Source organism: Ottowia caeni (assembly GCF_050821495.1).
In the GTDB taxonomy this organism is placed as follows: domain Bacteria; phylum Pseudomonadota; class Gammaproteobacteria; order Burkholderiales; family Burkholderiaceae_C; genus Ottowia; species Ottowia caeni.
In genome coordinates this window covers 3,738,900-3,758,665 of sequence record NZ_CP151080.1, presented here as the reverse complement: position 1 = coordinate 3,758,665, position 19,766 = coordinate 3,738,900, and the positions used below count along the sequence as shown (strand labels likewise).

Annotated in this window: 15 protein-coding genes; 3 read left to right on the top strand and 12 right to left on the bottom strand. The window is 61.0% G+C overall.

Going from position 1 to position 19,766, the window contains the following annotated elements; genetic code table 11:
- Window positions 1-62: 62 nt before the first annotated feature.
- The gene (guaD, locus tag AAAK34_RS17695) at window positions 63-1,337 is read right to left on the bottom strand and encodes a guanine deaminase (RefSeq protein ID WP_431777523.1); all 1,275 of its coding nucleotides are present in this window, start codon (window positions 1,335-1,337) and stop codon (window positions 63-65) included.
- A gap of 344 nt (window positions 1,338-1,681) precedes the next feature.
- Here guaD and AAAK34_RS17690 point away from each other — a divergent pair, with 344 nt between their 5' ends.
- Window positions 1,682-2,062 carry an IPTL-CTERM sorting domain-containing protein gene (locus AAAK34_RS17690; RefSeq protein WP_431777522.1) on the top strand — a complete coding sequence of 127 codons (381 nt, stop codon included), beginning with the start codon at window positions 1,682-1,684 and terminating at the stop codon, window positions 2,060-2,062.
- Between the two features lie 448 nt (window positions 2,063-2,510).
- Here the strand turns inward: AAAK34_RS17690 and AAAK34_RS17685 are convergent, their stop codons facing one another.
- From AAAK34_RS17685 to AAAK34_RS17655, 7 genes are all read right to left on the bottom strand, one after another.
- A complete protein-coding gene (locus AAAK34_RS17685; RefSeq protein WP_231697101.1) occupies window positions 2,511-3,533 on the bottom strand; it encodes an adenosine deaminase in 1,023 nt (340 codons plus the stop codon).
- Window positions 3,533-4,531: an aromatic ring-hydroxylating oxygenase subunit alpha gene (locus AAAK34_RS17680; protein ID WP_231697102.1), complete on the bottom strand. Its 999-nt coding sequence runs from the start codon at window positions 4,529-4,531 to the stop codon at window positions 3,533-3,535. Before AAAK34_RS17680 ends, AAAK34_RS17685 begins: the two co-directional genes overlap by 1 nt.
- Before the next feature lie 79 nt (window positions 4,532-4,610).
- Window positions 4,611-5,759 carry a BMP family ABC transporter substrate-binding protein gene (locus AAAK34_RS17675; RefSeq protein ID WP_231697103.1) on the bottom strand — a complete coding sequence of 383 codons (1,149 nt, stop codon included), beginning with the start codon at window positions 5,757-5,759 and terminating at the stop codon, window positions 4,611-4,613.
- A gap of 176 nt (window positions 5,760-5,935) precedes the next feature.
- Window positions 5,936-7,105: a BMP family ABC transporter substrate-binding protein gene (locus tag AAAK34_RS17670; RefSeq protein ID WP_231697104.1), complete on the bottom strand. Its 1,170-nt coding sequence runs from the start codon at window positions 7,103-7,105 to the stop codon at window positions 5,936-5,938.
- 67 nt (window positions 7,106-7,172) lie between these two features.
- Window positions 7,173-8,093 carry an ABC transporter permease gene (locus tag AAAK34_RS17665; protein WP_231697105.1) on the bottom strand — a complete coding sequence of 307 codons (921 nt, stop codon included), beginning with the start codon at window positions 8,091-8,093 and terminating at the stop codon, window positions 7,173-7,175.
- The gene (locus AAAK34_RS17660) at window positions 8,093-9,154 is read right to left on the bottom strand and encodes an ABC transporter permease (RefSeq protein ID WP_231697106.1); all 1,062 of its coding nucleotides are present in this window, start codon (window positions 9,152-9,154) and stop codon (window positions 8,093-8,095) included. Before AAAK34_RS17660 ends, AAAK34_RS17665 begins: the two co-directional genes overlap by 1 nt.
- Window positions 9,141-10,757 (bottom strand): ABC transporter ATP-binding protein, encoded by a 1,617-nt coding sequence (locus AAAK34_RS17655; protein WP_231697107.1) that lies wholly within the window; start codon window positions 10,755-10,757, stop codon window positions 9,141-9,143. The genes AAAK34_RS17660 and AAAK34_RS17655 overlap by 14 nt, the downstream gene beginning before the upstream one ends.
- 198 nt (window positions 10,758-10,955) lie before the next feature.
- Here AAAK34_RS17655 and xdhA point away from each other — a divergent pair, with 198 nt between their 5' ends.
- Window positions 10,956-12,428, top strand: a complete 1,473-nt coding sequence (gene xdhA / locus AAAK34_RS17650) for a xanthine dehydrogenase small subunit (protein ID WP_231697108.1) — start codon at window positions 10,956-10,958, stop codon at window positions 12,426-12,428.
- Entirely contained in the window at window positions 12,425-14,833 is a 2,409-nt protein-coding gene (xdhB, locus tag AAAK34_RS17645) for a xanthine dehydrogenase molybdopterin binding subunit (RefSeq protein WP_231697109.1), read from the top strand. Before xdhA ends, xdhB begins: the two co-directional genes overlap by 4 nt.
- A 70-nt stretch (window positions 14,834-14,903) precedes the next feature.
- On the opposite strand, the gene AAAK34_RS17640 is transcribed toward xdhB, so the two are convergent.
- The 4 genes from AAAK34_RS17640 to AAAK34_RS17625 are packed head-to-tail and all read right to left on the bottom strand — an operon-like array spanning window position 14,904 to window position 19,510.
- Complete coding sequence (locus tag AAAK34_RS17640; RefSeq protein ID WP_231697110.1) at window positions 14,904-15,497, bottom strand: hypothetical protein; 594 nt, start codon at window positions 15,495-15,497, stop codon at window positions 14,904-14,906.
- 35 nt (window positions 15,498-15,532) lie between these two features.
- Window positions 15,533-16,768: a lytic murein transglycosylase gene (locus AAAK34_RS17635; RefSeq protein WP_431777521.1), complete on the bottom strand. Its 1,236-nt coding sequence runs from the start codon at window positions 16,766-16,768 to the stop codon at window positions 15,533-15,535.
- Window positions 16,769-16,823: 55 nt separating this feature from the next.
- A complete protein-coding gene (locus tag AAAK34_RS17630; RefSeq protein ID WP_431777520.1) occupies window positions 16,824-17,084 on the bottom strand; it encodes an N-acetyltransferase family protein in 261 nt (86 codons plus the stop codon).
- Complete coding sequence (locus AAAK34_RS17625; protein WP_431777519.1) at window positions 17,000-19,510, bottom strand: acetate--CoA ligase family protein; 2,511 nt, start codon at window positions 19,508-19,510, stop codon at window positions 17,000-17,002. The genes AAAK34_RS17630 and AAAK34_RS17625 overlap by 85 nt, the downstream gene beginning before the upstream one ends.
- Between the last annotated feature and the right edge of the window lie 256 nt (window positions 19,511-19,766).

Below are 19,766 nucleotides of genomic sequence, written 5' to 3'. Positions count from 1 at the left end.
GGCTGCACTGTTGCTTTGTGGCCAGTTGAAGACCTGGATTCAACCTGGAAACGGTTCTAGGTTCAAGCCGCGATGACGGTTCGTTCCACGGCTCGGTCATCTCCGAGCACGATCATCGCAAACAGGAGTTCGGCCAGATTTTCGGCTTGGCTGGTGCGCCGGGCGAGCAAGGGTGTGGCCTGGGGGTTGAGGATGACGAAGTCGGCTTCGCAGCCCGGTTGCAGGTTCCCCACTACGCCTTCGAGCCCCAGCGCGCTCGCCGCACCTGCCGTGTGCAGCCACCACAGTCTTTCGGGCGATAAGCTGAGGCCGGGCTTGGTCTGGCCTTCGCGACCTGCGAAGTAGGCGGCGCGCATGGTCACGAAGGGTGAGAAGCTGGTGCCTCCGCCCACATCGCTCGCCAGCCCGTGCGCGAAGGGCACGCGCTCCGCGCCTGCAAAATCGAAAAAGCCACTTCCCAGGAAAAGATTGCTGGTTGGGCACACGGCGGCGGCAGTGGCGGTATCCCGCATCAGGGCGCGGTCATCGTCATCGAAGTGAATGCAGTGCGCATAAACAGCGCGCTCGCGCATGAGGCCGTGATCGGCGTAGATCGACAAATAAGAGCGCGAGTCGGGGAATAGACCACGCGCCCAGGCGATTTCCTCAAGATTTTCCGCCACGTGCGACTGGACCCAGGTGCTGGGGTAGGCCGCCGCCAGTTCACCTGCGCCGCGCAGTTGCGCTTCGGTGCTGGAGGGCGCGAATCGGGGCGTGATGGCGTAGCCCAGGCGATCCACGCCATGCCACTTTTTGATCAGCGCTTCGGTATCGATGAGGCTTTGTTCGGTCTGGTCGCGCACACCATCGGGTGAGTGGCGGTCTTGTAATACTTTGCCGGTGATCAGGCGCAACCCCCGTTTTTGCGCCTGTTCAAAAAGGGCGTTCACTGAGGTGGGGTGCGACGTGGCGAATGTGAGGGCCGTTGTGACGCCGTGGCGCATGAGCTCATCAAAAAAGCTGGCGACTTCCGCGGCGTGTTCAGCGTTGGAAAATTGTGCTTCGTGCGGAAACGTGTAGTGATTCAACCAAGGCAGCAAGCCTTCGGCAGGGGATCCGATGACGTCGAGCTGCGGATAGTGCACATGCATGTCGACGAAGCCGGGTGCTATGAGGCGACCCGGTAGGTGCGTGCAGGGCACGCTGGCAAAGAGCGCTGCTAACGAGGCATGGCTTCCTGCCGCCAGAATTGTAGGTTTGCCAGCTTCATTGGGGCCAGTGACCAGCAACCCGTCGGACTCGTATTGAGCTAGTCCGTCTTCGTTGAAATGGAGAAGAGACGCGCGCCAGGATTGCATGGAGATTATTTCTTCGAAAAGAATAAGTGAATAGTATAAATTTACTTAATTAAATTATAGTAATTTAATAATAAAATATTTAATAAATAATAGCGTTTGCATTTGTTTGGGAGTTGAATTATTCTTTCAAGCGGTAAAATTTTGTAATCAAAGGAGGTGGTGTGTCGTTACTAAAAAATATTGCTGCTGCGGCAGTGTTGGCATCGTGCGCGTTGACTGCGCAGGCGCAAGTCACGAGTAACCTAAATTACAGCTTGGCTCTCTCCGATGCCCCTGTGGATGGGTATTTTTGGGACAGCAATGGGTCATGTAATTTTGATTCTGAACCCAATCGATATCGCACCATGACTGTGCAGGTGACTGCCTCAGGGGACTACAACTTCTACGATAACGGTTACGAGGACGACATCGGACAGGATGGTACCCTGGGTATTTATTCCGGCACTTTTGACCCGGCTAACCTTGGCAATTCATGCGTAGCCAGCATTGACGATGATCACACGGTAACGTTGGCTGCGGGCACCTATACGTTGGTTATGACTTCGTATGATGGTCTCAATGGTGATGTCCCTGGTAATTTTTACTACACCATCACTGGTCCTGGGAGGGTGGGGCCTCCTGTGGCGGCGGTTACGGCCGTGCCCACGTTGAGTGAATGGAGCATGATGTTGCTGGCCGTGGGTGCTGCAGGCATGGGCATGCGCCGGCTCCGTCGTAAGGTCTGAAGCTCAAGGGCAGAAAGCCGGACGCCTCACCTCTGAAGGGGGTGGCGTTGTGTGCCTGAACGCGATACCGTTCATTTAAACGTGTTAACCGCATCCCTTGTTGGAGCGGCTTTAGGGTTTCGCAAAATGGCCTCGTTCTTCTTCCCTCTCCCTTCGGGAGAGGGTCAGGGTGAGGGCAGCGGCACGTAATCTGCGACTGGCATTGTTTTGTGACCTGTACGGTGAACAGAAGCGCTCCGCGCTTTAAAAAATTGGACAGCGCGCAAGCGCGCTCCCTCACCCCAACCCTCTCCCGAAAGGAGAGGGAGTTAATCGACACGGCTGCACAAACCACTTTGCGACACCCTCTTTGGCCGCGATTGGCCTTTCGCGGCTAAAGCCGCTCCTACAAAGAAAGCCCAAATTGCCAAGGCAGCGGTATTTTGCGTAAGCCAGGTTTCGCCGCGATTTAACCGCTTCCTTCCTCAATCAAGCGGTCTATTTTTCTGAGCCAGAGATCTTTCTCCGCGTCTGGTGCAAAACTGGCTTCTATGCTGTTGCGCGCCAGTTGCACGGCATGCTCTCTCGTCATGCCGGTGGCGGCGAAGGTTTGAACGAAGTTGTCGTTGATGTAGCCACCAAAATATGCCGGATCATCGGAGTTGATGGTGGCGCACAGGCCTGCGTCTAATAGGGCAGGTAGATTGTGTTCGCGCAAATCAGGGAACACGCAGAGCTTCAGATTGGACAGCGGGCAGACCGTGAGCGGGATGCGCTCTTTGGCCAGGCGCTGCATCAGGGCGGGATCATTAACAGCCTGCACGCCGTGGTCGATCCGCTCGGCCTTCAGGATGTCCAGTGCCTGCCAGATGTACTCCGGTGGGCCTTCTTCGCCAGCATGGGCGACCACATGCAGTCCCAGTGCGCGGGCGCGTTCGAACACGCGGGCAAACTTGACGGGCGGGTGGCCCACTTCACTGGAATCCAGGCCGACCCCAATGAAATGTTGTCTCCAGGGTAGAGCGGCATCAAGGGTGGCCAGTGCCTCTTCTTCGCTCAGGTGACGCAAGAAGCACAGTATCAGATCGGCGCTGATGCCCCAGCGCTGCCTAGCCTGTACACACGCACCGTGCAAGCCGCTAATCACGGTTTCCATGGAAACGCCGCGTGCGGTGTGGGTTTGCGGGTCGAAGAATATTTCGGCGCGCACTACATTGTCAGCCGCGGCGCGTTCGAAATATGCCATCGCCATGTCCTGGAAGTCTTGCTCCTTCAGCAGCACACTGGCGCCGGCGTAGTAGATGTCGAGAAAGCTTTGCAGGTCTGTGAAGGCGTAGGCCTTACGCAGTTCTTCCACGCTGGCGTAGGGGAGGCTGACGCCATTGCGCCTGGCGAGCGCGAAGATCATCTCCGGCTCCAGCGTGCCCTCAATGTGCACATGCAGCTCGGCCTTCGGCAGGGCTGCCAACAGTGCGGGCAAATCCCTTGCCATCAGAGGATGACTCCGAAATGAATGCTGCTCTCGCGCAGATAGCGCCGGTAGGCAGAAGACATGCGGTCCGCCGCCGAATGAACTTCGGCCTCCGGTGCCAGGGGCAGGCGCTTGGGCCGTTGCGATTCGAGCACGGGCTGGTCCTGGCCAAAAATGGTGTCCTGGAAAGTGATGAGTCGCGCATCGGGCGAATCAAAATCGTTCATGGCCATGCGCGTCCAGGCCACACTGGTTTCTTCAGTGACCGGGCAGACGAACATGGCAATGGATTCCCACAGCCCTTCAATGGCGGTGCTGCCGGCTTCAGGCTTCTTGGTGAGGACAGCCATGTAGGGGGCGGTGACTTCGTAGGTGTACTCCACCTCTGCACCCCCTTCGGCGTGGATGGACGAGCGCGGTTGCCATGCCAGGCAGCCCGTGGCCAGAACGCCGTGCGGGGTCGGCTGCACCTGGTAGGGCGGCACAGCAGTGTGCGTGCGGCTACCGAGCCAGTCTTCATGCACATAGGCGAAGTGTGCCATGTCGAGAAAGTTCTCGATGATGCGGGGCGCACTGGCGGCCACCAGGTACGGCCCGCTGGTCGTCTTGCGCAGGCGAGACTCAGATTCTGCTGCAAAGAGCGGAAAGTCATGAATGGGCCGATGCTCTCCCTCTGGCGGCGCCAGGCGAACCCAGAGCATGCCGTACTCTTCTCGCGTTTCGAAGGTGCGGGCGCAATGCCGGGCGCTGGGCTGGAAATCAGGCACGGCCGGAATGTGCGTGCACTGCCCGCCGGATTCAAAGCGCCAGCCATGGTAGGGGCACTCCAGTTGCCCGCCCGTGACCTTGCCGAGCGAAAACTTCGCTCCGCGGTGAGGGCATTGGTCAGCCCAGGCATGGGCAACACCTTCAGAGTCGCGCCAAAGCGCAAGTTCTTCGCCCAGCAGGTTGGCCGCCATGGGTTGTGTGCCGACGGCGTGGCTCAGGGCAACAGGGTGCCAAAGGGTTTTTTCAAGCATTTCATGTGCCTCTTGCAGCATTTTCTAGAGCGGACTCGCCGCAGCTTCGCATCAGGGGGCGGCGGGAGCCGCTCCCGACTTACTTCGACGCGGGGATGTTTCCTTCGACTCCGGGCACGAAGAAGTCGATCTTGCCCATCCATTCGTCGTTGGCACGAACGCCAGCGGCCAGCCGTTCCTTGCCGGAGGCGTCGGAAATCGGGCCGTTGAAGACGTCGAAGCTGCCGTCTTTCATCTTGGACTTGATTTCATCGACCTTGGCACGTGCTTCGGCGGGGATCTTGTCCGACAGTTTGACGAGATCGTTCTGGCCCTCCGGCACGCCCCAGCGGGTGACCTGATTGCCTTTCCAGGTACCGTCGAGCACTTCTTTGACGGTCTTCTTGTAGTAGTGGCTCCAGTCCGCAATGGCCGAGCCCAGGTGGGCCTCGCCACCGAAGGCGCTCATGTCGGAATCCCAGCCAAAGGCCAGCTTGCCAGCATTGTTGGCGGCCTGCAGCACAGCGGTGGAGTCGGTGTTTTGCAGCAGCACGTCGGCGCCGCTGTTCATCAGCGACTGGGCGGCTTCGGTTTCCTTGGGCGGGTCGTACCAGGTGTTGGCCCAGACCACGCGGACCTTCACGTCGGGCTTGACGCTTTGCGCGCCCAGCGTGAAGGCGTTGATGTTGCGCAGGACTTCAGGGATCGGAAACGAGCCGACGAAGCCGAGCGTACCTGTCTTGGTCATGTGCCCGGCGATGATGCCGGCCAAATAGGTGTCTTGGTAGAAGCGTGAGTCGTACACGTTCATGTTGGCGGCCGTCTTGTAGCCGGTGGCATGCTCGAACTTTACATCCGGGTGGTCCTGTGCCACCTTCAGCATGGCTTCCATGAAGCCGAAACTGGTGCCAAAAATGAGTTTGTTGCCTTGGTTGACCAGATCTCGCACGACGCGCTCGGTGTCCGCGCCTTCGGGTACGCTTTCAACGAAGGTGGTCTTCACCTTGTCGCCGAACTCGGCTTCCACGGCTTTGCGGCCCAGATCGTGCGCGAAGCTCCAGCCGGCGCTGCCAACGGGGCCGACATAGATCCAGGCAGCTTTGAGCGCCTCGGCCGGTGCGGCGGCGGGGGCTGTGTCAGATGGAGCGGCGGCTTCCTCTTTCTTGCTGCAGGCGGCGAGCGAAGCCGACCCAAGCGCGCTTAACGCCGCAAGTTTGATAAAGGTGCGTTTACGAAGGTCGGGTGTCATCGTGAGTGTTTCCGTAGGCGACGATTTGTGATTAGACGTGCAAGATTATGTTCAAAGTTTCCTCGCGAGGAAACTTTGAACAGGCTCCGAGTTGCCGGGCTGCCCAGCCCGGCAACCCCTAGTGCGACAGGCTCCCGTTGCTGGAGACCATGCGCAGCCATGCGGCGCGCGGTAGCTTATTTCTTCTCGCCGGGCACGGTGCCTTCCACGCCCCTGACGTAGAAGTTGACACCACCCAGGAACTTGTCGTCGGCGACCACGTCTTTGGCCAGGATTTCCTTGCCGGTGTTGTCGATGATCGGGCCCTTCCAGATGTTGAAGGTACCCGCTTTGAGCCCGGATCTGACTTCATCAAGCAGCTTGCGTGCATCTTCAGGGATGTCTTCGGCCAGGGAAACGAGGTCGATCGCGCCTTCTTTCACGCCCCACCAGGTTTGCCCTGTGGACCACTTGCCGTCCAGGGTTTCACCCACGGCCTTGATGTAGTAGGGTGACCAGTTGATGATGGCCGAACCCAGGTGCGCCTTGGGGCCATAGGCTGTCATGTCGCTGTCCCAGCCGAAGCCGCGCTTGCCCATTTTCTCGGCAGTCTGGAGTACAGCGGAGGAGTCGGTGTTTTGCATCAGGACGTCAGCCCCGCCGTTGATCAGGGCGGTGGCGGCTTCGGTCTCTTTTGGCGGGTTGAACCACTCGTTCACCCAGACCACCTTGGTTTTGATTTTAGGGTTGGTGCTTTGCGCGCCCAGGGTGAAGCTGTTGATGTTGCGCAGCACTTCGGGAATTGGTACCGAACCGACGACGCCCAGCGTGCCGGTCTTGGTCATCTTTCCGGCGATGACGCCAGCCATGTAGGCGCCTTCGTAGGTCCGGCTGTCATAGGTGCGCATGTTGCTGGAAGTCTTGTAGCCAGTGGCATGCTCGAACTTCACTTCCGGGTTGTCGGCGGCCACTTTAAGCATCGGCTCCATGTAGCCGAAGGTGGTGCCGAACACCAGTTTGTTGCCCTGGCCGACCATGTCACGCAGAACGCGCTCGGCGTCGGCACTTTCGGGCACGCTTTCGACGTAGGAGGTCTGTACGCGGTCGCCAAATTCCTTTTCCACCGCTTTGCGGGCGTTGTCGTGGGCGAAGCTCCAGCCGCCGTCGCCCACTGGGCCGACATAGGCGAAGGCGACCTTCAAGGGCTCCGGCTTGGCCGGGGCGGGAGCGCTGGCCGCGGCTGGTTCCTGAGCGGGTGCTGCTGCCGTGGGCGCTTCTTCTTTCTTGCCGCAGGCAGCCAGGGTGGCCGCCGCAGCTGCCGAAAGGGCGAGTGCTTTGAATAGCGAGCGTTTTTTCAGGTCAGTCATGGCTTCCTCTGGCTTATGCAAAAGAGTGGAAAAAGAAGCATTCTAGGGCGTGTTCAGCACAAAAGTCTTAAGCGCCAGGATGAAATGGCTTGCCCAGCGAGGCTGGGATATTCACTCGGATCCAGGTGGGGTTGCGCGAGATCAGTGTTAGCACCACGATGGTGGCCAGGTAGGGCAGCATCGTCAGGAATTGGCTGGGCAACTGCACGCCCTGGCCTTGAAGGTGGAACTGGAGCATGGTCACCCCCCCGAAAAGGTACGCTCCTAGTAACACCCGGGCGGGTCGCCAGGTGGCGAAGGTGGTCAGGGCCAGCGCGATCCAGCCCTTGCCTGCCACCATGCCCTCAACCCAGAGTGGCGTGTAGATGACGGAGATATAGGCGCCTGCCAATCCGCATAGTGCACCGCCCGCCACCACTGCCGCCAGCCGGATGCGCCGCACCGGATAACCCAGTGCATGTGCCGAAGCCGGCGATTCGCCGACCGAACGCAGCACGAGCCCCGCACGCGTACGGAAAAGGAACCAGATCATGCCGGCCGCCAGAAGCATGGCGCCGTAAACCAAGGGGTGCTGGCGGAACAGAGCCGGCCCGACCAGGGGAAGATCGCCCAGAAACGGCACGGAGAACTGCGGACGCTCGGGCAGTTTGGCCTGCACGTAACCAATGCCGACGAACGCCGAGAAGCCCACGCCGAACAAACTCAGTGCAAGCCCCGTGGCGTACTGATTGGTATTGAGCCAGATCACCAGCCCCCCAAAGATGGCCGCCAATAGAGCGCCGGCAGCCATGCCGGAGGCGAAACCGAGCCAGTCGTTGCCGGTGTGTACCACCGTCGCGAAGCCCGCAATGGCCGCGCAAAGCATCATGCCCTCCGCACCGAGGTTGACGATGCCGGCCTTTTCGTTGATGAGCAGCCCCAGTGCGGCGATGGCCAGCACAGTTCCGGCGTTCAGGGTAGCCGCAATGAGCAGCGCATAGCTTTCCATCAGGAGGGTCTCCCCACGCGAATACGATAGTTCACCAGTGTGTCGCAGGCCAGCAGCATGAAGAGCAGCAGGCCCTGGAATGCACCCGAGATCGATTTGGGCAGGCCCAGGCGCGATTGCGCCAGTTCGCCGCCGATATAGAACATGCTGAGCAGTATGGCCGAGAGCACCATTCCCAACGGGTGCAGCCTTCCGACGAAAGCCACGATGATCGCGGCAAAGCCGTAGCCTGCGGGGACGTAAGGGGTGAGCTGCCCGATGGGGCCTGCCACCTCAAGTGCGCCGGCAAGACCCGCCGCGCCGCCCGAGATGAGCAGTGCCGTCCATAGTGCCTTGCGCGAGGAAAAGCCGGCATATCGCGCGGCCGCAGGCGCGAGGCCGCCCACTTGCTGTGCGAAACCGCCCCGGGTTCTGAATAGGTACAGCCAGGCGATGACTGCACAGGCGAGCGCGATCAGCACGCCGATGCTGGCCCGTGAGCCGGCCATGAGGCGCGGCACCAGTGTGACGGCGTCGAAGCTGCGAGTTTGAGGAAAGTTGTAACCTGCCGGGTCCTTCCAGGGGCCGTAGACCAGAAAGCCGAGTACCTGGACAGCCACGTACACCAGCATCAGACTGACCAGAATTTCACCGGCGTTGAACTTGTCGCGCAGGAAAGCTGTAATGGCCGCCCAGGCCATGCCGCCCAGCACGCCAGCCAGCAACACGGCAGCGATGATCCACCGCCCTGTCGTTTTGTCGGCCAAAAGCGCCACGCCACCAGCTGCCACCGCTCCGATGATGAACTGACCCTCAGCGCCAATATTCCATATGTTGGAGCGAAAGCATACTGCCAGGCCCAGGGCGATCAACAGTAGCGGGGTAGCCTTTACGCTGAGTTCGCCCAAGGCGTAAGTGGACTTGATCGGCTCCCAGAAAAATATCTGCAAGCCCCTTACAGGGTCTTTGCCGAGCGCCACGAAAAGAATCACGCCCAGCAGGACGGTCAGCAACAGCGCCAGCACGGGGGAACCATAGGTCCACCACCGGGAGGGGGTGGGGCGCACTTCAAGCCGCAGCATGGGCACTCTCCTGCTTTTGGCCCAGGGCCGATTGAACATCGGCATGCCACAGCCCACTCATCCATTCACCGATTTGCTGCACCGTGGCTTCACGTCGGGGCACAGAGGGCGAAAGATGTCCTTTGGCAATCACATGCAGGCGGTCGCAAATCTCGAACAGTTCGTCGAGCTCCTCGCTTACCACCAAGACGGCGCAGCCCGCATCGCGCAGTGCGAGAATTTCGCCGCGAATCTGGGCGGCTGCTCCTACGTCGACCCCCCAAGTGGGTTGGGCGACAATCAGAAGGCGCGGTTGCGCGTCGATTTCGCGGCCCATAATGTACTTTTGCAGGTTTCCGCCGGAGAGTGAGCGTGCAGGGGCGTGAGGGCCGGGCGCCTTGACCTTGAAGCGCTCAATGATGCTCTCCGCCTGCTGAAGCAACCGGTTAGTGCGCAACCAGCCGAATGAGGAGACGGCTTCGTTGCGCGTGAGCAGCATGTTGTGCGCCAGTGAGAGTTCGGGCACGGCGCCGCGTCCGAGGCGCTCTTCGGGCACAAAATGCAGTCCGAGCGCTCGCCGCTTGCCCGGCGAAAGCCGCCCTGCCGGCTTGCCACAGAGGGTGATTGACGATGCCTGGGCTCTGGGGTCTTCCCCAGAAAGCGCGTACAGAAGCTCGCGTTGGCCATTGCCCGATACACCGGCTATGCCCACCACTTCGCCGGATCGAACCTCCAGTGCAATGTCCGAGAGATCGATTCCGAAGGGTGACTCGCGCTTAAGGTCCAGACCCTCGACCCGGAGCATGACCTCGCCCGGTGCACGTTCGTGGTGCGCGAGGGCAGGGGGCTCGGCGCCGATCATCATGCGGCTGAGCGACGCGTTGCTCTCCTCCCGCGGATCACAGACGCCCGTGATGCGTCCGCCGCGCATGACAGTGCATGCGGTGCACAGTGCACGGATTTCGTGAAGCTTATGACTGATATAGAGAATGCTACAGCCCTCAGCGGCCAGTTGCCGAAGGGTGACGAAGAGCTTCTCCACCGCCTGCGGTGTCAGGACCGAGGTGGGTTCGTCAAGAATGAGCAGGCGTGGCCGTGCGAGCAGTGCGCGAATGATTTCCACGCGCTGCATTTCGCCTACCCCGAGAGTGTGAACCGGCCGCTCGGGATCCACCGAAAGGCCATAGGCGCTGGCGACTTTGTTGATCTGGCGTTTGACCTCTGATAGGGCAATCCGCTTGTCGAGGCCCAGCCAGACGTTTTCCGCCACGCTCATGGTGTCGAACAGGCTGAAGTGCTGGAACACCATGGCAATGCCCAGCTCCCGAGCCTCGTGTGGGTTGCGGATATGGGCGGGTTTACCGTCGAAATGGAGCTCGCCGGCGTCGGGCTTGACGGCACCGTAGATGATTTTCATCAACGTACTCTTGCCGGCGCCGTTTTCGCCGAGCACGGCATGGATTTCGCCCGGGCGCACGGTCAGTGAAACGTTGTCGTTGGCCAGCACGCCCGGGTACTGCTTGGTGATGCCGGTCAGCGTCAGACGCGGGGCCGCAGCGGTGGCGTCCCCGCCGCCGCTGCGGGCGGATGCGCCGGCTGCTTGCGTATGCTGAATGGATGTCATGTACTAATGAACAATGGCATGCGAATTGCTGGTGAATTGCACAAGGTTTCAGGTAATTGCACGATGGTCCGCTGTGGAAACCTTGGGGCCTGTTTGCAGTCTCCTCGTGAGATGCGCTGCGACACAATGCCCATGCTGACACATACTGCATGCAGATCAGACTGGCTGTCGCGCTTTTTTCGCACCATACTTCCTGTTATGAGTTTGAATTCTCTTCGCTTTATTCACCGCAATGCGCTTGTTGAGCTGCGCAATGTACCATCCGACCGAACGCTTTTGGAGCTCTTGCGCGACGATCTGCACTGCACGGCGGCCAAGGAAGGCTGCGCAAGCGGTGACTGCGGGGCGTGCACCGTCACACTGGCCGAGGCGGTGGACGGACGAATAGAGTACCGGGCAATCAACAGCTGTATCCGCCTGGCGCATTCGGTGGAAGGCATGGCTTTATGGACGGCGCAAGATATTGCAGAGGACGACCGTGCGCTGCACCCCGCGCAGCAGGCGATGCTGGAGTGCCACGGCTCGCAATGCGGATTCTGCACCCCCGGATTCGTGATGAGCCTTTTCACCTTGTACCAGCAATCTGATCAGGGCCGCAACGTGACCCGAGCGCAGGCTCAGCACGCCATCTCCGGCAACCTGTGCCGGTGCACCGGGTACCGACCCATCGTCGATGCGGCGGTCACGATGCACCACTGGCCGCAGCCAGCGGCTTCAGAGGAGGGGCTGCTGGAGAAGCTGGAGGCCCTTGCTGCGGATCGCTTGAATGCCGAAGGTGCCGAGAACGCGGGTGCCACGTATTTCGCTCCGCGTTCTTTCGCCGAGTTGCTGCACGTGCGTGCCGCTCAACCTAAGGCGCAGCTGGTGGCCGGCTGCACAGATGTCGGCCTGTGGATCACCAAGGGGCACAAGCGCTATGACACCATCATCGATGTCACCCGTGTGGCCGAACTCAAGCGCATTGAGTCCGGCGCTGCTGCCTTGAGCATTGGCGCCGCTGCCACCTTGAACGATGCGTTTGCAGCACTGGCGTCGGATCGGCCTCAACTAGGTCATTTTTTTGAAAGGTTTGCTGGCTTGCCTGTGCGCCAGAGTGGGACGCTGGGCGGCAACGTCGCCAATGGCTCACCCATCGGGGACTCCATGCCTTTGCTGATTGCGCTGGGTGCTCAGGTAGTTCTGGCGAGCGAGCGAGGTGAACGCATGCTGGCCATTGAGGATTTTTACCTTGGCTATCGCAAGACAGCCTTGGCACCTGATGAGGTGCTGGCGCGAATTGTGACGCCGAGACCTTTGCCCCACGAAACGTTGCGCGCCTACAAGGTCAGCAAGCGTTTCGAAGATGATATTTCCGCCGTGTGCCTGTGCCTGGCTTTGCACGTGGAGGATGGAGTTATTCGCCGGGCCCGCATCGGGGCAGGCGGTGTTGCCGCAGTGCCGGCGCGTGCCGTAGCCACAGAGGCCGCCCTTGTAGGCAAGCTCTTTTCCTTGGATGTGCTGGAGGCAGCGGCGCAGGTGTTGCGCGAAGAGTTTGATCCCATCAGCGACATGCGCGCCAGCAGCGCCTACCGGCGCGAGGTGCTGGGTAATCTGCTGCTGCGCTTCTACGAGGAAACCCAGCCGGGCGCGCCGACACCTCTGGCTGATTTGACTTGGGAGCATTTGGCATGAAGCACGACGACTCAGTGGTTCAAGCCCGCGGACATCAAGGGCATCAAGGGAATGCCAAAGGGCATGCGGCGCTTCATCATGAGGCTGCTGCCTGTGGCAACTCCCATCCGCATGAAAGTGCGCGTGCACAGGTGCAGGGTCTGGCGCCTTACCTGGATGATCTGCCTGAACCAAGGGGCACGCTGTATGCGGCACCCATTCTGTCCCCCATCGCGCACGGTACGCTGCGCGGCATCGATGCATCCGCGGCTTTGGCGCGGCCGGGTGTTCGCGCCATCGTTACGGCGGCAGATATCCCGGGCGATCCAATGCTGGCCGCCTTTGGACATGACGAGCCTGTATTTGCACTCGATGAGGTGCAGCACGTTGGTCAGGTCGTCGGCCTGGTGGTGGCCGAGAGTGTGCAGGCTGCGCGTTATGCGGCGCGTCTTGTGAATCTGGACATCGCACCTTTGCCCGCTATTTTGACCATCGAGCAAGCCATGGCGGCGCAGAGCTTCGTGCTGCCCAAGGTCACGGTCGCCCGAGGTGATGCGGCCTCCCGCATCCAGTCTGCGCCGCATCGCCTCTCGGGTCGCTTTTCAGTGGGAGGGCAAGAGCATTTCTACCTCGAAGGTCAGATTGCACTGGCGGTGCCGCAGGAGCAGGGCCAGTGGCTCGTGCAAAGCAGCACGCAGCACCCGGGCGAAGTACAGCATTGGGTTGCACATGCGCTGGGCATTGCCAGCCATGCGGTGCGGGTGGAGTGCCGGCGTATGGGCGGCGGCTTCGGCGGCAAGGAGACGCAGGCCGGCCACGTGGCCGTATGGGCGGCGTTGGCGGCCCTCAAGATCCGGGCGCCGGTGAAACTGAGGCTCGACCGCGACGACGATTTCCTGATTACCGGCAAGCGGCACCCGTTTGCGTATGAATACGAAGTGGGTTTTGACGATGCAGGTCGCATCCTGGGCATGAAGCTCGACATGATGGCCAACTGCGGCTTCTCGGCAGACCTGAGCGGACCTGTCGCTGACCGGGCCGTGTTCCACGCCGACAACGCGTATTTCCTGAGCGACGTGGAGATCAACTCCTACCGCTGCAAGACCCATCTGCAAAGCCACACAGCCTTTCGCGGTTTTGGTGGACCGCAGGGCGTGATCGCCATCGAAACTGTGGTGGGCGACATTGCCCGGTATACCGGCCGCGATGCACAGGATGTGCGTATGGTGAACCTGTACGATGCCCGCGCCACAGAGGGCGCCAAGGCGTCTGCACGCGACACCACCCACTACCAGATGCGCGTGGAAGACAACATACTTCACGAGCTCCTGCCCGAGCTGGAGCGCCTTTCGCGCTACCGGCAGAGGCAGCAGGAGGTGGCCGAGTGGAATGCGCGGAACCGGACGATCAAGCGCGGCTTGGCGATCACACCGGTCAAATTCGGGATCAGTTTCACGGCTACGCTCTTCAACCAGGCGGGTGCGCTGGTGCACGTTTATACGGACGGTAGCGTCCAGGTTAACCATGGCGGCACCGAAATGGGGCAGGGGCTGAATACCAAGGTCGCGCAGGTAGTGGCCGATGAGTTGGGCGTGCACTTGGCGCGCGTGCTGGTGACCTCCAGCGATACCAGCAAGGTGCCCAATGCCAGCGCCACTGCTGCATCAAGCGGAACCGATCTGAACGGAAAGGCCGCACAGGCCGCAGCCCGCAGCGTGCGCGACAACCTGGCTGCTTTTGTAGCCGGGCTCGACGGTTGCGGTGCGGGTGCGATTGATTTTGCGCACGGCAAGATCATGTCGCCTACGGCCACCCGTTCGTTCGAAGAAGTCGTGAATCAAGCTTATGCCAACCGCATACAGCTATGGAGCGACGGTTTTTACCGTACCCCCAAGATCCACTACGACAAGCAGACCCTCACCGGACGCCCATTCTTTTATTTTGCCTACGGTGCGGCTTGCAGCGAGGTGGCCATAGACACGCGCACGGGCGAGAGCCGCGTGCTGGCGGTGGACATCTTGCATGACGTGGGGCGCAGCATCAATCCCGCGATCGACATTGGCCAGATCGAAGGCGGCTTCATTCAGGGCGTTGGCTGGCTGACGACTGAGGAGCTGGTCTGGGACGAACGGGGCGCGCTGACCACCAAGGCTCCCAGCACCTACAAGATTCCCACTGCTGCCGACGTGCCTCCGCATTTTGCCGTGCATCTCTGGCCCGAAGCCAATGCGGAAGACACTGTGTTTCGCAGCAAGGCCGTGGGCGAGCCTCCCTTCATGCTGGGCATCAGCGTATGGGAGGCACTTCGCAACGCTGTGGCGGCGGCGCGTCTCGATGTCTCCGGCGATGCGAGAGAGGCTGTTTCCATGAACGCGCCTGCAACTGCAGAGAGGGTGTTGATGGCGATCAGTGCGAGGTCCTCTTGAGTTCTTCGACAGCGACGCCCAATTCGGCCCGCGCAAGAAAATCGGCTGGTTCCTGATTTGGGGTCCATATTCACCCCACCCCTTCACGCCAGCTTCTGATCGCTTGCGCGATTGTTGCGCGTTCGAACTCTGGATGCCAGTAATACCGCAACAGATGCTCGATGACGAAAAAACCCAGCAGTGAGACCGGCGAGACGATCAAGGTGAAGAGTGCCCAAGCCTTTAGTCCGACCCAGGCATAGGCTGCCACCGAGGCCAGCGCCATGGTCAGAAAATACACCGACCATGCTCGCGTGAGTTTCACCGTATAGGCTTCCATCTCCGGGGTGAGCGGGTGCACGCGACGGGCCACACGCGTAATGAGGGGTTGCGTGCGCACTGAGGTGGCAAACCACAGGCACAGCGTCAGGTAGACGGTGAAGTATTCAGCCACATAGAACAGCTCCGCCTGCTCAGCGTACCGGCGGTACGCCACATAAAGCGCCGCCGGCAAACCCAGCCCCAGCGCTACGCCGAACAGCCGCTGCTGTCGCCATGCCCAGGAGCAGGCAAAAACGATGCAGGGTGCCAGGAAACTCAGGATCGCGAGCAAAGAGCGCGGCTGCAGCCACAGCACGCCAATACACCAAAGTCCATAGGCGAGCCCTAGCGCGGTTCCCAGCATCGGCGGGCTTGCGCGACCGGAAGTTGAGGTGGACGCTATCTCAGTTCTCCCAGCAACTTCTGCCCGGCTCTCCCGTCTACCTTATGTCCCAGCCTCTGCTGCTCGGTCTTGATCGCCTCGCGCGTCTTCGCGCCGATCATGCCGTCTGCGCTGCCGATGTCGTGGCCGCGTGCCAGCAGCAAAATCTGGAGTTCCCGGTTCTGTGCGCGGCTGAGGCCCACGTCGTCTGTGGGCCAGGGGGTTGAGAAGGCCGTGCCGTTGCCTGATTGCGCGACCAGGTTGGATAAGTGTGCAATAGCCAGCGCGTAGTTTTCGCTCGCGTTGTAGCTGTAAAGTGAATCGAAATTGCGGCCTACCAGAAAGGCAGGGCCGCCACGTGCGGGTATCAGCAGACCGGCGCTCGGCAGGCTGTCTGGCAAAGGGCTGCCGTCTGCCAGTGTGAGGCCGGAGGCACGCCAGGCGGCGATGGGTTGTTTGTTTTTCCGGCTGGCGCCGCTGGTGTCGAACCCCGCTGGCAGCCTGACTTCAAAACCCCAGGGTTCACCACGCCGGTAGCCGGCGTTCTGCAGAAACTTTGCGGTCGACGCGAGGGCGTCGGGTACGCTGTCGACGATATCGCGGCGACCGTCTCCGTCAAAGTCTACGGCGCTGCGAAAGAAGGTGCTGGGCATGAATTGGGTTTGCCCGAAGGCACCGGCCCAGGAGCCCACCAGCTTCTCCGGCACGATATGCCCTTCCTGCAAGATACGCAACGCCGCGGCGAATTCGCCGCGAAAATACGTTTGACGACGTCCGAAGCAACTCAAAGTGGCCAGAGATTGCACCAGCGGTCGTCCGCCCAGGTTCTGCCCGAAGTTGCTCTCTACTCCCCACACGCCAATGACCACGTTGGGCGCTACGCCCGTCTGCTGCTCAATTTGAGCAAGCACATCTCGCCATTTGTCATGTGCAGCCCTGCCGTCACCCACACGCTCATCGTCGACGAGCACGGCCAGATAGTCCCACACGGGCATGGTGAACTCGGGCTGGCGATTGAGTAGCACCAGCACGGAGGGGTCTGGCGTCAAGTCTCCCGTGAATCGGGCAAACGCGGCGGGCGAGATGGCTTTAAAGGCTGGCGTGATGCGCAGGTTGTTCAGGCAGGCGTTGAACTCGGCTGAGTCCAGCGAAGGTGGCGCATCTTGCGCCTGGGCGCTGGTCGTCATGGACGGGGCCAGAGAAATGGCACCCACCAATAAAGCGGCGAGCGCTGTGCGAGCAAATGAAATCATCTGAAAATACTAGCGCATGATGCTGATCGCGATTGCGTCACCTTGTTCCCAGCCGTTACGGCGAATCTCTCAAATCCAGCGTCAGCGTCATGGCGTCGTTTTCTCCAGGCATCGTTTCTTCAAGGAATCCTAGTGCTTGACCGAGTTTGCGCATGCGACCGTTTTCTGTCAGCACGATGGCCGTGAGTTGTTGCGTGCCGGCGGCCTTCAGATAGCGGATCAGCTTGTCCATCAGAATGCGGCCCAATCCCCCTCCCTTGAGGTCAGGGCGGAGAATGATTCCGAACTCGGCACCAATGTTGTCCGGGTCTGCCACCGCACGGGCAACGCCCAGGGTTTTTCCGAACCGTCGGTATCTTGCACCGTCGCGACAAAAGCCATTTCCCGCGCGTAGTCGATTTGCACCAATCTTGCCAGTTCGCTGCGCTCCATGGTGCGTCGGCTGTAGAACACACGCATGCGAATGTCTTCCGGGTCCAGGCTTTCCAGGAAGGCTCGATGCTGCGCTTCATCTTCAGGGCGTACAGGGCGCAGGGTCAGAGTTTGGTCGTGCCACGGCAGGGTTTCAATCAACTCGGCAGGGTAGGGCTGGATGGCAAAATTTGCCGCTCCGGCAGGCGCCTTGGAGCTGACCCGAACCCGAGCGTCCAGGGCAATAGCGCCTTCATGGTTGACGATCAACGGGTTGATGTCCAGCTCGGAGATCTCAGGTACGTCGGCCAGCAACTGCGAGACAGCTTGCAGTGTGTCGACAATCGATTCCATGTCGGCCGGTGGCACGTCACGGTAGCCTGCGAGCAGCCGGGCCACCCGTGTGCGCGAAATCAGCGCGCGAGCGAGGGGGGCATTGAGCGGTGGCAGCGCCATGGCACTGTCTTTCATGACTTCCACGGCGGTCCCGCCCTGACCGAACAGGATGACGGGGCCGAAGGTCGGGTCCACGCTGGCGCCAATGATCAGCTCCTGCGCCTGGGCTTTCTTGACCATCTGCTGAACCGTGAAGCCTTCAAGCCGCGCCTTCGGGTGGCTTCTGCCGATGCGCGCCAGCATGGCTTGTGCAGCAGCCCGGACGTCTTCGGCGTCTTGCAGGTTCAGCACGACGCCGCCCACGTCTGACTTGTGCGAGATGTCCTCGGAAAGGATCTTGATCACGACCGGGAAGCCGATGCGAGCAGCTTCCGCAGCGGCGGCATCCGCCTCGGCGGGAACTGTGCGGGTGGCCACCACCGGGATTCGATAGGCTTCGCAGACCATCTTGGCTTCGGGCTCGGTCAGCATGTCCCGTCCGCTGGACAGCACCTGTTGCACGATGGTGCGCACTCGCTGCGTGTCAGGCGCGCCGCCGTTGTGCAGTGGGCCGGCTGGCGGCGCCTCGGTCAATTCGGCCTGGTTGCGTGCGTAGTGCTGCAGCATGCCAATGGCCTGCACGGCCTGTTCGGGCATGTCGTAGCAGGCAATGCCGGCACGCATGAATAATTCACGCGCCTCTGCCACCGCTGGGCCGCCCACCCAGGCGCTGATCAGGGGCAACATGCGCTTTCCGGCTGGCTGAATGGCGGGCACCATGGCGCGCGCAATGTCGGTGGACGGTACGATGGCCGTTGGTGCGTGGATGAAGAGTATGGTGCCTGTGTCCTGCGGATGGCGCGCCAGGGCGTTCAAGGCGTCCACGTAGCGCTGGGCGGGCGCGTCGCCGATGATGTCCACCGGATTGCCATGAGACCAGTTGGCAGGAAGCACTTTGTCCAGCTCGCGCAGGAGAGGCTTTCCCAATTCGGCCAGCGGCACGTTGTAGGCGGCCGCGGCATCGGCGGCCATGACACCGGCGCCACCGCCGTTGGTGAGGATGGTCATGGTGTCGCTGATCGGCCCGCGGAACCGCGTGAGGATCTCCGCCGCCAGAAAAAGCCCTTCCAGGCTGTCCACGCGGAGCATGCCGGCGCGCGCAATGGCGGCGTCATACACGCTGTCGGCACCCGCCAGGGCACCCGTGTGCGAGGCAGCAGCCTTCTGCCCCTGCTCGCTGCGGCCGGCCTTGACCACGATCACTGGCTTGTTGCGCGCTGCCGCGCGTGCTGCCGACATGAACTTGCGGGCCTGCTCGACCGACTCGATGTACAGCAAAATGGCCCGCGTGCGGGAGTCGCTTGCCAGGTAGTCGAGCATGTCGCCGAAATCCACGTCGGCGTGCTCGCCCAGCGACACGAAATGTGAAAACCCAATGCGCCGCTCTTCTGCCCAATCGAGCATGGCGGTGACCAGCGCCCCCGATTGGGAAATGAAGGCGAGTTCGCCCCGCCGAGCGGGAATGTGCGCAAAGCTCGCATTCAGCCCTGCATGGGGCGCCAGCAGGCCGACGCAGTTGGGGCCCAGTATGCGCAGCAAGGTGGGGCGGGCCGCATCCAGCATGTCCTGCTTTTGTTGCGAAGTGAGCCCTGCGCTGATCACCACTGCCGCCCGCGTGCCGCGCCGCGCCAGCTGGCGGATCAGGTGGACCACGGTGTCTGGAGGAGTGCAGATCACCGCGAGATCGGGAGTCTCGGGAAGGTCTGCCACGCTGGCGTAGCAGCGATGGCCCGAGAGTTCCTTGTACTTGGGGTTGACCGGAAACACCCGCCCTGCATAGCTTCCGGTGCACATGTTGCGCCACAAGGTGCCGCCGACTGAAAAGGCCCGCTCGGACGCACCGATGACGGCGACCGAGCGTGGCTCAAACAGGGAATCTAGGTTGCGAATGCTCATGGGCGCAGGTTTGAAAGTGAAAGTGAAGGCGAAACCGGAAAAGTATCGATCAGCATAGCCGCACGGCCTGTCAATCCGTTGAAGGTCGACTGAAAAGCAAGTTTTCTCCGAGGCTGCTTTTCGTGCCCGAAATCGGGGTAAGCCGCGCCCGTTCTCACTTCCGCGTCCGGAGGAGTCTGGCTGAATTCAATTCGTCACGCTATTGAAACAGAAAGCCATCAGTATCCGTACTGTTTGTTAAATCAGAACACCCCAC